Consider the following 13,009-nt stretch of genomic DNA (forward strand, 5'->3'; position numbering starts at 1 on the left):
GGCTGCGTCTACCAGCCATCGCTCTTTGATATACATTCCGTGATATACATTCCGTCGCGGCGCCGTTCGGCATGTCACTCGCAGGTCAGCTGCTGTTCGAACCAGCCCTCCAGTCGCTGTGACAGCGGCGGCCACACACGCTGGAAGCTGTGGAGCTTGCCGACATTGGCGCGGTACATTGCCCGCAATTCCTGTTCGATCACCGGCAGATCGACGCCAGAACAGACCCCTTCCCTCGCGATGGTCTTGCCGGCGACGACGACCTCCTTCACAAGCGACGCATTGCCGCGCGCGAACAGCAGCGCCATCGGATCGACCGGCATGATCGCGTCGCGATCGAGCCGGTCGAGATCGATGACGACGTAGTCGGCGGGGTTGCCAGCAGCGAGTTCGCCGGTACCCGGCGCGCCGGTGGCGCGGCGCCCGTTGCGGATGGCGAGTGCAAACATTTCGGCCGGTGTCCATGTCGCCTCGAAGCCGAGGCCGCCATGGACCATCAGCACCAGCCGCATTTCGCGGAGGATATCGTCATCCTCATCCAGCGCCAGCCCGTCGACGCCGACAGTGATGGGGCAGCCGCATTTGTGGGCGCCCGGGATCGGGGCGAGGCCGGAGCGCAGATGCATATTCGAGCTGAAGTTAGTGACGATGCGTGCGCCGGAGGCTGCGATCATCTCCAGCTCGTCCGGGCGGGCGTGGACGCAATGCGCCAGCGTCAGCCGCTCGGAGAGGAAGCCAACGTCGCGCAGCCAACGCACCATATCGGGAAAATTCTGGTCGGCCCAGGCACGCTGGTACACCGTTTCCAGGAGGTGCATGTGAATGCGGCGGCCGGTCCGCGCGGAGTTCTCGGCCACCGCTTCCAGCAGCGGCTTCGAGCACCATTGCACGCCGGCGGGCCCGAGTTGCACGTCGACCATCGGGCCGGCGATGGCGGCGGCAATGGCGTCGGTCAGCTCGATATAAGCCTTGGGCGAGATCGGCGTGCGAACGAAGAGATCCTCGATGGTCTTGCGGTCCTCCCTGGGAAGTCCCGAGAGCACCGGCTCGGCATCACCATAGACGATCGGGTTGCGGTCACGCACGGCCATCGCAAACGCGATGCGGATGCCGACGTCGGACGCAGCTTTCGCGACGGCCTTGGCCTCGTCGACCAACGGCATCGTCCCGCTCGGGCGGGTGTAGTGGACCATCATGGCCGCGCAGCCTGCCTTGGCGGAACGGGCCAACGCAGAGGCTGCCGTCAGATAGGGATCGACTGGTGAGCCCAATGCGGTCCGCAGGATCCAGCTTTCCAGGGGCATGCCGACGGCGCCGAAGGACGACGCTGTGGCGCGGGCATGATCATGGGCGTTGACGAAGGCCGGGATGACGAAGGAGCGAGGCCCCGGTCCCGCTCCTTCCGAGATATCGGTGATGACGCCCCGGTCGTGCCGCAGCACGACATTGTCGCTGACGCCGCGGTCAGGGTCACGGAACAGGCTGGTTGCCGCAATCTGCGTGACCATGGCTGTCCCTCCGAAATCAGTTGGCAGTATACACCAGCTCCCGGTCCGCGCGCGGTGGCAGGAATTCGCGTGAGAACACTTCTGCCGGCGTCGGCGCGCGGGCGAGCTGATAGCCCTCGACCACAATGCCGATGGCGCGTGTCATGCGGTCGTCCTTGATGTCGCCGATGCCGATCTCCCTCATCTCCGGCGAGACGATCAGCTTCTCGAAGGAATATTGCAGCCGGCGCTTCTCGACATCGGCATTAATGAGGTTGTCGTAGTTCAGCGCCGCCTTCATTCCGGCGTTCTGGTCCTTGGCAACCGCGATCGCGCCCTTGTTGATGGCGCGCACCAGGCCCGCTACGGCCTTCGGGTTCGAGGCGATCAGCTTGCGGGAGACCATCACGCCGTTCGAATAGAGATCGAGGCCGTACTCACCGAACGAGAACCATTTGAAGTCCTTCTCCGGATCCTGGCGGTTGAGCACCAGGTTGAAATAGCTGGTGATATTGAAGACCAGGGCGGCATCGATATCGCCCTTGATCAGCATCGGCTCCTGCAGATTCGGCGCCATGTTGGAGATCTTGATCTTTTCACCGTCGAGCCCATTCTTGCGCGTGAACACCGGCAGAAGGCGCGTCGTCGGCGTGCCCTGCGCGCCGCCGAGCGTGTGGCCTTCGAAATCCTTGATGGTGTTGATGCCACTGGTCTTCTTGGCGACGATGGCGAACGGCGGCTGATTCCACATCATGTAGACCATCACCGGCGCCTCCTGCGGCTTGGTCGAGGCGTTCTGGATGATGGCATTGACGTCGCCGAAGCCGGCGTCATAGGCGCCGGACATCACGCGCGTGACGGTGGCGCCGGAGCCCTCGCCCTGGTCGATGACGACGTTGAGGCCCTCTTCCTTGAAGAAACCGTGGTCCTTGGCATAGAAGAATGCGGCGTCGCTGCCCTGGGTTTTCCAGCCCAGTGTGAACTTGATCGTGGTTTCCTCCGCCGTAGCGGCGCCTGCGGACAGCGCCAATCCCACCAGCGCCGCACTTAACATCCTCAACATCGAGACCTCCTCAGCTTCGTTGCGTGACGGTTCAAGAATTCAGGTGGCGATCACGTCGTTCTTGCGCGTGGCCCAGCCGGTGACCTGGCCCTCGATCAGCGAGAACACGACGTAGAGCGCGACGCCGAGGCCGGCGAGCACGAACAGGCCGGCGAACACCAGCGGCACGTTGAAGTTGGAGGACGCGGTCATCATGACGTTGCCGATGCCGCGGTTGGAGGCGACCGTTTCCGACAGCACTGCACCGACGAAAGCGTAGGAGATCGCGACCTTCAGCGAAGCGAAGAAGAACGGCATGGTCCTGGGCAGACCGACATTCCAGAGGATGTCGAGCTTGCTGGCGCCGAGCGCCTTCAAGACGTCCTCGAGCTCGGGCTCGGTGGTCGCAAGGCCTGTCGCGATATTGACGACGATCGGGAAGAAGCAGATCGACAGCGCGGTCAGCACCGCCGGCAGCGTGCCGGAGCCGAACCACAGGACGAAGATCGGCACGACAGCGACCTTGGGGATCGAGGAGAAGCCGATCAGGAGCGGATAGCAGGTGTCATAGGCCGTCTTGGAGACGCCGATGATCGCGCCGAGGGCGACACCGAGCGCGACGCCGAGGACGAAGCCGAACATGGTGGTGGCGAGCGTCTGCACGATGTGCGGCCACAGCACCGGGAAACGCTGGACCAGCGTCACGAACACCTGCGAGGGCCGCGGCAACACCAGGTCGGACATGCCGGTCATCAGGCAGAACAGCTCCCAGGCGAGGAAGAACAGCACGATCAGCCCCGCCGACCACGCCTTCTGCCTGACATCGATCCCGAACATCAGCCTGCCCCCTGCACAGCTGCGCTGCGCGCATCTTCGATGAAGGCGCGCAGCTTCTGGTTCAGCGCGACGAAATCCGGCTCGAAGGTCATCGCGACCGTGCGCGGCCGCGCGAACCCGACGCGGCTGTCGTCGAGGATGCGGCCGGGGCGCGCGCTCATCACGCAGATGCGGCTGGCGAGGAAACCGGCCTCGCGCAGATCGTGAGTGACCAGCAGCACGGTCGGCTTGTGCGTCATCCAGAGGGTCTGAAGGATCGCCCACAGTTCCTCGCGGGTGAACTGGTCGAGCGCGCCGAAAGGCTCATCCAGCAGCAGCATGCGTGGCTCGTGGATCAGCGCGCGGCAGAGATTGGCGCGCTGGAGCATGCCGCCGGAGAGTTGCCAGGGATAACGGCTGCCGAACCCCTTGAGGCCGACCTGCTCCAGCAGCGCGTTGGCCTTGTCGCGAAACTCGGTCTTGCGCAGCCTGCGGAAATTCGAGCGGAACGGCTCGACGATCTTCAGCGGCAGCATGATATTCCGCTCGATCGTCATCCACGGCAGCATGGTCGGGTTCTGGAAGGCCATGCCGACTCGCATCGCCCGCGCCGCCACCTCGCGGCCGCCGACGATGACGACGCCGCTGGTCGGCTGCACCAAGCCACTGACGAGACGCAAAATGGTCGACTTGCCGCATCCGGACGGGCCGACCAGTGCGACAAACTCGCCGTCAGCGATTTTCAGCGTGGTCTTCGATAGAGCCGGCACGGCGCGGTCGCCGCGCCCGAAGGTCACGGACGCTTCCGACAGCTCGATAGCAGTCGCGGCGGCGCCTTCGGGACGGGGCTGGCGGTCAAGCTGGGTCTTGGGTTGCATGCGCATCACGGTCAAAGTGCATGCAAGCCAGATGCCAGAGATCGGCGCCCGCGAATTCAATGACCTCGCCAAAACCTGCGCCAAATCACCGGATTCGATTTGGGCAGCGCGGGCCCCAAACTGCATGCAATTCGAGCGCTGAATTGACGCGAGCCTATGCTAAAGAGAGATCTCACCTCGTATGGGATTCGCCGATGCCGGCGCGCGCGAGCAGCAGGACTTCTGAATCATCGGACAAGGTCAGCGTGATCTGCCGCGCGTTGCGGCGCGCCATCATCGAGCAGGCGCTGGAGCCCGGCGCAAAGCTGCCCGAGGACGCGCTCGGCGAGCGCTTTGGCGTCAGCCGCACCATTGCCCGCCACGCGCTGGGCCAACTCGCCGCCGAAGGTCTCGTCGAGCTCCGCCGCAACCGGATCGCGGTGGTGGCGACGCCGAGCTGGCAGGAGGCGCGCGACGCATTCGACATCCGCATCGAGCTCGAACGTCTCGTCGTGCGTCAGCTCGCGGGCAAGCTGACCAAGGCGCAGATCGCCGAGCTGAACGCCCATGTCGACGCCGAGGATCGCGCCCGCGGCGGCACGGATGCGGTCTCGATCCGGCTCGCGACCGAATTCCACATCCTGCTCGCGCACATGACGAACAGCCCGATCCTGGTGCGCTATGTCAGCGAGGTCGCCTATCGCTGCTGCCTGACGCTGTCGCTCTACAGCCGGCCGCATTCCACCGAATGCGCCATCAACGAGCATCGCGCCATCATATCAGCGCTGGCCAAGGGCGACGCGGCCAAGGTGATGGAACTGATGCATCATCACCTCGATTCCGTGGCCAATCGCGCGCTGGTCGCTCCGACTCCGCAGCGCGGCCGTGATCTGCTCGATATTCTGGCGCCCTATGCCGACGAGGTGACGAGCGACCGCGTCGTCAAGCTGCCGAAAATCGCGCGGAGGGGCTAAGCCTCGATGCCGCGCTGAACGAGGATGCGCTCGGCGCTGTCATTCCAGACATCCATCTTGACGATCTGCCCGCTCCGGACGACGAAGCGGTCGACATAGCGGTTGCCCTCGAACGGCGTACCGTCCATCCATTCGCCGTAGAGCGTGCCGACACTGTAGACGACGGTCTCCTCCGCACCGGGGCAGACGTCGAAGCGGTCCATCTTCTTCTTGACCCAGCGATAGCGTTTCGCATTGAAGCCGGTCGGCCCACGCGGATGATCGAACTCGCGTCCGCCGGTGAACGTGATCACCGTCCCCGGCTTCATGTAAGCCACCGCTGCGTCGGGATCGGGTATCATCGAAGCCGTGAGATAGGCCTCCACGATTTCGGCGTCGGTCATCGGACGTTCGGCTTTGGCGGGCACGGACATGGCGGGTTCTCCAGAGTGCCGGCATTCTACAATTCAGCCCTCAAAGTGCATGCATATTTTTTGAACAATCCGCCACCCCGACTGCACACATTCTGGAGCTGCCTGCTGCCACGGCTTCCGCTAGGCTGCCGCAGTTGAATTCACGCCATGCTGACCCAGAGCTCCCTAGACCTGATCTTCCGCAACGCGCTGTTGCGATCATCCGCCGCACCCCTTGATATCGGCGTGAAGGGCGGACGTATCGCAGCGATCGAGCCCCACCTCGCCTGCGAGGCTGTCGAGATCGATCTCAGTGGGCATCTCGCCCTGCCCGGGTTCGTCGACACGCACATCCATCTCGACAAGGCCTGCCTGCTCGGCCGCTGCGCGCACGATCACGGCAGCCTCTCGGAAGCGATCCGCGCCGTTGCCGGGATGAAGAAGGATTTCACGGTCGAGGACGTCTACGCGCGCGGCGCAAAAGTGCTCGAACGCGCCATCGTCCACGGCACGACGCGGATGCGAACGCATGTCGAGATCGACCCGCGCATCGGCTTGCGCGGCTTCGAGGCGGTGAAGGCGCTTCAGCGCGACTACGCCTGGGCGATCGATCTGGAGCTCTGCGTCTTCCCGCAGGAAGGCCTGACCAACGATCCCGGAGCCGAGGAGTTGCTGATCCAGGCGCTGCGCGACGGCGGCGAGGTCATCGGCGGCTGTCCCTACATGGACGCCGACCCAAATGCGCATCTCGCGCGCGTCTTCGATCTCGCTGAGGAATTCGACGTCGATGTCGACCTGCATCTCGATTTCGATCTCGACCCCACCTGGTGGCATCTCGATGAGGTTTGCCGCCAGACCGGGCGGCGCAACTACGGGGGACGTGTGGCGATCGGCCACGCGACAAAACTCTCCGCACTGCCGCCGGAGCGTATGAAGGCCGCCACCGCGCAGCTGGCAAAGGCCGGCATTGCCGTCACCGTGCTGCCCGCGACCGATCTCTATCTGATGGGGCGCGAAGCTCCCTGCAACGCGCCACGCGGGCTGACGCTTGCACACAAGCTCGCGGGCGACGGCGTCGTGTGCTCGATCGCGACCAACAACGTGCTCAACCCCTTCACGCCGTTCGGCGATGCCTCGCTGCTGCGGATGGCGAATTTCTACGCAAATGTCGCGCACGCCTCGGTGAGCGATTTCGACACCTGCCTCGATCTCGTGACCGAGCTCCCGGCCCGGCTGATGAACCTCAGCGATTACGGTATCAAGGTCGGCAATCCCGCCGATCTCATCGTGCTCGATACAAAGGACGGCCGCTTCGCTATCGGTGAGCTGCCCGATGTCCTGATGGGCTTCAAGGGCGGCCGGCAGACATTTGCGCGGCAGCGGCCCACCCTGTTCAGTCCGAAGAGGTGAGAGCGGTTCCGCTGGATATCCCGGGATCGCGTGACACTGCACGCGGAACATTCCGAATTGGTCATCACGCCGTCGTACGAGCGGTCCCCGCAGTTCGATTTTACCGCCGGCTCGAGCCTACCGAAGTCGGTAGAATCCCGGACCGTAGCCCAACGCATTGCGAGGCTGGCCACGCCGACCATAACTACGGCCTGCACTGACCATATGCGTTCAGTGGGGAAGTAGGGGTATGTTCAGCGCATTCAGCAGCATCGATGATGATTCCGTCCCGGCCCGTACACCCACCGATTCGGCGGTGAAGCGGCTCGACGGCATCGGCCATGTTCTCTCGGGTCTCGATATCACGGCGATCCAGACGCAGGCCGACGTGAACCGTACGCTCTGGACGCTCGATGCCGCCAACAAATGCGTTCGCGCCGTGCTAGCGGAATTCCGCACACAACCGGCCACGGAGCAGCTCGTCCGCAAATCCAGAAATCTGATCGATCTGATCGAACGCGCGCGCGACCAGGTCGTGAGCTTTCGGGTCTTGGCACGATCTTGATCTGATTACTTGGTGCGATTGATCTTGGCGAGGATCCGGTCCGCCTCGGTTCGCCCTGCTCGCCACCGAGCTTGATGTCGTAGGCGGCCATCTTGATGTCCTGCTGACGCAAATGCTCGGCCAGAATCCTGCCGCCCTCGCCATAGCCGACCAGCCCGATCTGCCAGCGCCTGGGATCATCTGCCATCAGTTCAATCCTCGCGTCGTCACATCGAAAAGCTCTTCGACCGCGTAGCACCGCGGAATCAGCGCCTGCTGAAACGCATAGTCGACGATCAGCTCGAGCGGCTTCCTAATGGCCTCGATCCCGAACGGGACGAGGTCGGGTGTTGCCGCAGGTCCTGCCTGCTCCTTGTTCCGCTTGAGCAGATCATAAACGCCCGCGACCACATCGGGGCGCGATTTCGCGAGTTGCTCGGTCACGACCACCAGATGATTGACCGGCACGACGCCGCGCCGCGCGTACCATTTGGCGGCCTCGCCGGCGGGATCGGGAAACAGCGGCTTCAGCTTGGGATTATCCGAGGTCTCGCCGAGCGCGGCGTCGAGCTCGCCGTCGAGCAGCATCTGGAGAATCTTCTTGTCCTTCGGCGCGCGCTCGGTGCTGTCGACATATTCGGCGACATGGGGATCCTCGAACGTCACCCATTTGACATTGTCGAGATTGACGCCGTAGTCGTTGGCAAGGATGCCCCTGATCCAGGCCCCCGTCGTGGTCGTGAAGGAGCGGATGCCGACGCGCTTGCCTTCGAGATCGGTCGGCCGCAGCGTTCGATGCGCGGGGTTGTACAGCGCATGGGAATGCTGAAAGCGGCCGAGCATGGTTGCCGGTAGCAGCACCAATGGCTTGCCGTGGGCTTTCGCCATCAGATAGGTGACGATCGCCATCTCGCAGACGTCGAAGGCTTGCTCGCGCACCATCGGTTTGAACGCCGCGTTGGTTGGCGTGTACTCGACAAAGTCGAGATCGAAGAGGTCGGAGCGGAGTTCGCCGCTCTTCACCGCCTTGACGTGAGGGTGACCACCGAGCACGGTCTTCAACTTGAGACGATCCATGCACCCGCTCCGCTTCCCGTCGCTTCAGACGTCCTCGGGATTGTCGACATAGACGAGGCCGACCTTCGCCAGTGCCTCGCGCATGCCGTACATGTCGAGGCCGAGCTCGCCCGAGGCCAGCCGCGTGCGCTTGCCTGCTTCATCCGCGTTGCGCTTCTTCGCCTTCTCGGCGACTTCAGGAGCATAGCGTTTCGCGACCACCACCACGCCGTCATCATCGGCCACGACGATGTCGCCGGGATCGACATTGACGCCGGCGCAGACCACGGGGACGTTGACCGAGCCGGGCGTGGCCTTCACCGTGCCCTTGGCCGAGATAGCGCGGGACCACACCGGAAATTTCATCTCGTGCAGCGCTTTGACATCGCGGCAGCCGGCATCGATGATCAGCCCCTGCACGCCGCGGGCCTGGAGCGAGGTGGCGAGCAGCTCGCCGAACATGCCGTCGGTATTATCGGTGGTGCAGCCGACGACGAGGATGTCGCCCTTCCTGCACTGCTCGACCGCGACATGGATCATCCAGTTGTCGCCGGGTTGCGCCAGCACGGTGACGGCGGGACCGGCGATCGACGCGCCTGCCCAGACGGGGCGCAAGTAAGGCTTCATCAGGCCAATGCGGCCATAGGCCTCGTGCACGGTCGAGACGCCGTACTCCGCCATTCCGGCGGGATCGGCGCGCTTGATGTTGCGAACGACGACCGACTTCATGCCAGTTCCTCCGCAACCGTCGGAAACAGGCGCTGATAAGCCTCGCCGTAAGTCATGGGCACGCCGGTGTTGCGGCTGCCCTGGATGCCGCGGTTGAGCGCAACGCGTTCGTAATAGCCCCAGAGATGCTTCTGCGCGGCGAGGATCTGGAACGCCTCGTGCTTCTCGTTCCAGACCTCGTCGATCTTGAGGATCGTGTCGGGCTTGTAGTTGCACTGCTCGGGCTGGTGCGGCTCGAACAGGAACACCGGCGGTGCCGAATATTTGTACTGCGCGCCGGGCTTATGGCCCATCGCCTGCGCGACCACGCGCGTCTCCTGCGCGAAATGCGCCGCGTTCGGATGGTCGAAATTATACGGGTCCTCCAGCGCGTGCGTCAGCACGAAGCTCGGATTGAGCTCCCGGTAGATGTCGACCATGCGATCGAAGTGTGCCTCGGTGAGCTTGAGCGGATAATCGCCGCAGTCGAAGAACTCGATTTCGGCACCAAGCAGCTTTGCGGCGCGCTCCGCCTCGTCCCTGCGGCCGGCCTTGACCGATTCCAGCGTCGCGCCCTTCTCCTTCCAGGCGAACTGACTCTCGCCGCGCTCGCCGAAGGACAAGCAGACGATCTTCATGCGATAGCCCTTCTTCGCATGCAGCGCGATGGCGCCGCCGGCGCGCCAGACGAAATCGCCCGGATGAGCGGTGATCACGAGACCTGTTTTCATGGGTCACTCCTTTGATAGCCGTTGGCCGGCGTCCCCTGCGGCGCGCAGCTTCTCGATCTCAGCAACGTCGTCATGCCTCGAACTCGAACAGGCGCGCGGGATTGTCGACGAGGATCTTGTTCTGGAACTCCGGCTCCGGCGCGAACAACGGAATCAGGTCGACGAGGTCACCGTCATTCGGCATCACCTTGACGTTGGGATGCGGCCAATCGGTGCCCCAGACGACGCGATCCGGCGCGGTCTCGATGATCTTTCGCGCGAACGGCACCGCGTCGGTGAACGGCGAACCGCGCGAGGTCACCCGCTCCGGGCCGCAGATCTTGACCCAGCACTTCTCATCGCGCTGCATCAGCTCGATCAGAATCCTGAACGGCAATTGATCGAGCCCTTCCGACGCCTTCACCCGGCCCATATGGTCGATGGTGTAGCGCAGCGGCAGCCTGGTCAGCATGTTGGCATATTCCGGCAGGTCGATCGCATCGAAATGCAGATCGACGTGCCAGCCGAGCGGCGTGACCATCGCGATGATGCGGTCGAACACGCGCTTGTCGGGAACGCCGCCGAGATGGCGGACGAAATTGAAGCGGCAGCCGCGGAAGCCGCCCTCGTGCAGCACGCGAAGCCCGCGCTCGGTGATGCTGTCGTCGATATTGGCGACCGCCCGATAGGCGCCGTTGCTCTGCGCGATGGCATCGAGCGCCACCCTGTTGTCGGTGCCGTGCACGCTGGCATTGACGATGACGGCGCGCTCGACGCCGAGCTTGGCGTGCAACGCGCGGAAATCCTCCAGCGGCGCATCCGGCGGCGTGTAGGAGCGGTCCGGCGCGTAAGGATATTTTGCGCCGGGCCCGAAGATGTGGCAATGCGCATCGCATGACAGCTTCGGCAGCTTGAACGTCGGCCTGCGCGTGTTCGGATCGGGCGGCGGAATGGTCGGCGTGTACATCGTCGTCATCGGGTGAACCGCCGAAGCGAGATCGCTTGCTTCAAGTTTTGCTGCTGAGGGCCGGCCGCCGCCGCGCCGGCGCCGTCTGATCCAGCGCCGGCGCCTGGAAGGCGGCGACGGTGGCCTGCACCAATTGCTCGATGGCGCCCGCGGCATCACTGCCGTCGGCCTCGCCGCGCGACAGGCGCGACACGCGCTCCGGCGTCACCAGCGAATAATAGAGTGCACCGAGCAGGAAATGGCTGCGCCAGACGATGTCGGCGCGCGGGATGTGCGGAAGGCTCTCATGGATCGCGTCGATGAAGGCATGGCTGGTGTCGTCAAAGGTCTGCGCGATGATCTTTCGCGCGACCTCGTTGCCCTCCGCGGACATCACCGCGCGCAGCCGCGTGAAGCGCGCGCCGCCACCGGCAAGATCGCTGCCCGAGGTGAACGCCGGCACCACATAGGCGCGCACGATCGCCTCCAACCGGTCCTGAAGATCGCGCACGCGCCTGGCGGCGGCGAGCAGCTCGGAACGGCGCAGATTCATCGGCCCGCAATGGCGCCGATAGATCTCCAGCAGCAGGCCGTCCTTGGTCTTGAAGTGGTAGGTGACGCTGCCCGGATTGGCCCCTGCGGCCTGCGCGATGTCGCGTACCGAGACGGCGTTGAAGCCGTTGGTGGCGAACAGCTCCTCGGCCGCGGCGAGGATCGCCTCGCGCATGTTCGGCTTGCGGGCCGTTTCCTTGCTGGTGGGTTTGCGGATCATGGGATTTGTACTATCGTACAAAAGATAAGGTCTCGTCAACAAAAACCGTGGGCAATGGCAGGACGGTCCAGCAACGGGCCTGGGCCGTTCAGTTATGGACCCGCGCCGGCATTTGCTCCGGCGGCGCGGGCCCGTCGCACCAAATCGGCATCATCGTCGCCCGACGGGATCAGGATCGCGCGCTCGCGCGGCAGCGCCTCCGGCATCTCGTCGCGGATGAAGGCCACGAGCTTCTCCCTGATCTCGCAGCGCAGGTCCCAAGATTGCGGTGCATTCCGCGCGCTGACCAGCGCGCGGAGCTCGATGGCGCGCGGATCCGCGTCGATCACCTGCAGATTCACCACCGCACCGTCCCAGAGTTTTGACTCCTTCACCGCGCCTTCCAGCCAGCGCCGGATGCGCGGAACGTCGGCGCGATAGTCGACGTGGAGCGCGATCACGCCGATCAGGGATGCGGTGTCGCGCGTCCAGTTCTGGAACGGCTTTTCGATGAAATAGGACAGCGGCACCACCATGCGGCGCCAGTCCCACAGCCGGATCACGACATAGGTCGAGGCGATGTCCTCGACCCAGCCCCATTCGTTCTCTATGATCACGGCGTCCTCGATGCGGATCGGCTGGGTGATCGCGATCTGCAAGCCCGCGATCAGATTGCTCAGCAGCGGCCGCGCGGCAAGACCGACGATGATGCCGGCCGCGCCGGCGGAGGCGAACAGGCTGACGCCATATTGCCTCACCGAGTCGAACGTCATCAGCGCGGTCGACGCCGTGATGATGACGATGATGGTGTCGGTGACGCGCTTGAATACGCGCACTTGCGTGACGTGCTTGCGCGCGATGAAGTTCTCTGTGACGTCGCGAAAGTTCTGCAGATAGCGCGCCGCGCTCATGTCGACGATCCGGATGGAGATCCAGCCGGTCAGGGCGATGAAGAACACGACGAACAGGCGCGTCAGCGGGGTGCGGATTATGTCGTCGAGCGGCGCAAGCGGCAGCACCAGCGCGACCGCGGCAAGGCAGAGCGCCATTTGCGCCGGGCCTGCCGTACGCTGGATGAACACACGCAAGAGCGGAAGACGGGTTCCGAAGGTGCGGTTGAGCAGCCAGGCCGCGACCCGGTGCGCGAACAGCGCGACGATGATCGCACCGGCAACCAGACTGAGACCGATGAACCATGACGGTACCCAACCAAGCATCCCGTCGATGTCGGCCATGAGACCCTGCCAATTCATGAGTGTCCCCGTAATGCATTCCCGTCAGCGTTCAACGCGTTGCGGCGAGCTTCGCTCCCCGGCCTCGCGCAACGCGGCATCCCA

At 64.2% G+C, this 13,009-nt stretch carries 13 protein-coding genes and 2 pseudogenes; 3 read left to right on the forward strand and 12 right to left on the reverse strand.

The window, feature by feature from the left end:
- Positions 1 to 74: 74 nt before the first annotated feature.
- From BRAD3257_RS23380 to BRAD3257_RS23395, 4 genes are read right to left on the reverse strand one after another with little or no spacing between them, the layout of a single operon-like run.
- The gene (locus tag BRAD3257_RS23380) at positions 75 to 1,508 is read right to left on the reverse strand and encodes an amidohydrolase family protein (protein WP_122403782.1); all 1,434 of its coding nucleotides are present in this window, start codon (positions 1,506 to 1,508) and stop codon (positions 75 to 77) included.
- Between the two features lie 16 nt (positions 1,509 to 1,524).
- Complete coding sequence (locus BRAD3257_RS23385; protein WP_122403783.1) at positions 1,525 to 2,550, reverse strand: ABC transporter substrate-binding protein; 1,026 nt, start codon at positions 2,548 to 2,550, stop codon at positions 1,525 to 1,527.
- A 39-nt stretch (positions 2,551 to 2,589) separates the two neighbouring features.
- Entirely contained in the window at positions 2,590 to 3,366 is a 777-nt protein-coding gene (locus BRAD3257_RS23390; RefSeq protein ID WP_122403784.1) for an ABC transporter permease, read from the reverse strand.
- Positions 3,366 to 4,223: an ABC transporter ATP-binding protein gene (locus BRAD3257_RS23395; protein ID WP_244607674.1), complete on the reverse strand. Its 858-nt coding sequence runs from the start codon at positions 4,221 to 4,223 to the stop codon at positions 3,366 to 3,368. The genes BRAD3257_RS23390 and BRAD3257_RS23395 overlap by 1 nt, the downstream gene beginning before the upstream one ends.
- Positions 4,224 to 4,417: 194 nt before the next feature.
- Between BRAD3257_RS23395 and BRAD3257_RS23400 the strand changes: the two genes are divergently transcribed.
- Positions 4,418 to 5,176, forward strand: a complete 759-nt coding sequence (locus BRAD3257_RS23400) for a GntR family transcriptional regulator (RefSeq protein ID WP_122403786.1) — start codon at positions 4,418 to 4,420, stop codon at positions 5,174 to 5,176.
- Here BRAD3257_RS23400 and BRAD3257_RS23405 read toward each other — a convergent pair.
- Positions 5,173 to 5,589 carry a nuclear transport factor 2-like protein gene (locus tag BRAD3257_RS23405; protein WP_122403787.1) on the reverse strand — a complete coding sequence of 139 codons (417 nt, stop codon included), beginning with the start codon at positions 5,587 to 5,589 and terminating at the stop codon, positions 5,173 to 5,175. The genes BRAD3257_RS23400 and BRAD3257_RS23405 overlap by 4 nt on opposite strands.
- A 147-nt stretch (positions 5,590 to 5,736) precedes the next feature.
- Between BRAD3257_RS23405 and BRAD3257_RS23410 the strand changes: the two genes are divergently transcribed.
- Both BRAD3257_RS23410 and BRAD3257_RS23415 read left to right on the forward strand, forming a co-directional pair.
- On the forward strand, positions 5,737 to 6,978 hold the full coding sequence (locus BRAD3257_RS23410) for an amidohydrolase family protein (protein ID WP_122403788.1): 1,242 nt from the start codon (positions 5,737 to 5,739) through the stop codon (positions 6,976 to 6,978).
- Positions 6,979 to 7,207: 229 nt separating this feature from the next.
- Positions 7,208 to 7,522, forward strand: coding sequence for a hypothetical protein (locus BRAD3257_RS23415; protein WP_122403789.1), 315 nt, complete (start codon positions 7,208 to 7,210; stop codon positions 7,520 to 7,522).
- A 52-nt stretch (positions 7,523 to 7,574) separates the two neighbouring features.
- Here the strand turns inward: BRAD3257_RS23415 and BRAD3257_RS41120 are convergent.
- From BRAD3257_RS41120 to BRAD3257_RS23450, 7 genes and pseudogenes are all read right to left on the reverse strand, one after another.
- Positions 7,575 to 7,709: pseudogene (locus tag BRAD3257_RS41120) on the reverse strand (NAD(P)-dependent oxidoreductase); the annotation flags it as partial.
- Positions 7,709 to 8,578, reverse strand: a complete 870-nt coding sequence (locus BRAD3257_RS23425; RefSeq protein WP_122403790.1) for an ABC transporter substrate-binding protein — start codon at positions 8,576 to 8,578, stop codon at positions 7,709 to 7,711. The pseudogene BRAD3257_RS41120 and the gene BRAD3257_RS23425, both read right to left, overlap by 1 nt.
- 24 nt (positions 8,579 to 8,602) lie before the next feature.
- The gene (locus BRAD3257_RS23430) at positions 8,603 to 9,286 is read right to left on the reverse strand and encodes a 4-carboxy-4-hydroxy-2-oxoadipate aldolase/oxaloacetate decarboxylase (RefSeq protein WP_122403791.1); all 684 of its coding nucleotides are present in this window, start codon (positions 9,284 to 9,286) and stop codon (positions 8,603 to 8,605) included.
- Complete coding sequence (locus tag BRAD3257_RS23435) at positions 9,283 to 9,996, reverse strand: PIG-L deacetylase family protein (protein ID WP_122403792.1); 714 nt, start codon at positions 9,994 to 9,996, stop codon at positions 9,283 to 9,285. The genes BRAD3257_RS23430 and BRAD3257_RS23435 overlap by 4 nt, the downstream gene beginning before the upstream one ends.
- A 70-nt stretch (positions 9,997 to 10,066) precedes the next feature.
- Entirely contained in the window at positions 10,067 to 10,951 is an 885-nt protein-coding gene (locus BRAD3257_RS23440) for an amidohydrolase family protein (RefSeq protein ID WP_122403793.1), read from the reverse strand.
- Positions 10,952 to 10,982: 31 nt separating this feature from the next.
- Positions 10,983 to 11,693 carry a TetR/AcrR family transcriptional regulator gene (locus BRAD3257_RS23445; RefSeq protein ID WP_122403794.1) on the reverse strand — a complete coding sequence of 237 codons (711 nt, stop codon included), beginning with the start codon at positions 11,691 to 11,693 and terminating at the stop codon, positions 10,983 to 10,985.
- Positions 11,694 to 11,781: 88 nt separating this feature from the next.
- Positions 11,782 to 12,925: pseudogene (locus tag BRAD3257_RS23450) on the reverse strand (mechanosensitive ion channel family protein).
- Positions 12,926 to 13,009 lie beyond the last annotated feature (84 nt).

Source organism: Bradyrhizobium vignae (assembly GCF_900324035.1).
Classification (GTDB): domain Bacteria; phylum Pseudomonadota; class Alphaproteobacteria; order Rhizobiales; family Xanthobacteraceae; genus Bradyrhizobium; species Bradyrhizobium vignae.

Coding starts and splice junctions, on each gene's coding strand:
- BRAD3257_RS23380 (WP_122403782.1), bottom strand. CDS start 1,508: ATGGTCACGCAGATTGCGGCAACCAGCCTGTTCCGTGACCCTGACCGC.
- BRAD3257_RS23385 (WP_122403783.1), bottom strand. CDS start 2,550: ATGTTGAGGATGTTAAGTGCGGCGCTGGTGGGATTGGCGCTGTCCGCA.
- BRAD3257_RS23390 (WP_122403784.1), bottom strand. CDS start 3,366: ATGTTCGGGATCGATGTCAGGCAGAAGGCGTGGTCGGCGGGGCTGATC.
- BRAD3257_RS23395 (WP_244607674.1), bottom strand. CDS start 4,223: ATGCAACCCAAGACCCAGCTTGACCGCCAGCCCCGTCCCGAAGGCGCC.
- BRAD3257_RS23400 (WP_122403786.1), top strand. CDS start 4,418: ATGCCGGCGCGCGCGAGCAGCAGGACTTCTGAATCATCGGACAAGGTC.
- BRAD3257_RS23405 (WP_122403787.1), bottom strand. CDS start 5,589: ATGTCCGTGCCCGCCAAAGCCGAACGTCCGATGACCGACGCCGAAATC.
- BRAD3257_RS23410 (WP_122403788.1), top strand. CDS start 5,737: ATGCTGACCCAGAGCTCCCTAGACCTGATCTTCCGCAACGCGCTGTTG.
- BRAD3257_RS23415 (WP_122403789.1), top strand. CDS start 7,208: ATGTTCAGCGCATTCAGCAGCATCGATGATGATTCCGTCCCGGCCCGT.
- BRAD3257_RS23425 (WP_122403790.1), bottom strand. CDS start 8,578: ATGGATCGTCTCAAGTTGAAGACCGTGCTCGGTGGTCACCCTCACGTC.
- BRAD3257_RS23430 (WP_122403791.1), bottom strand. CDS start 9,286: ATGAAGTCGGTCGTCGTTCGCAACATCAAGCGCGCCGATCCCGCCGGA.
- BRAD3257_RS23435 (WP_122403792.1), bottom strand. CDS start 9,996: ATGAAAACAGGTCTCGTGATCACCGCTCATCCGGGCGATTTCGTCTGG.
- BRAD3257_RS23440 (WP_122403793.1), bottom strand. CDS start 10,951: ATGACGACGATGTACACGCCGACCATTCCGCCGCCCGATCCGAACACG.
- BRAD3257_RS23445 (WP_122403794.1), bottom strand. CDS start 11,693: ATGATCCGCAAACCCACCAGCAAGGAAACGGCCCGCAAGCCGAACATG.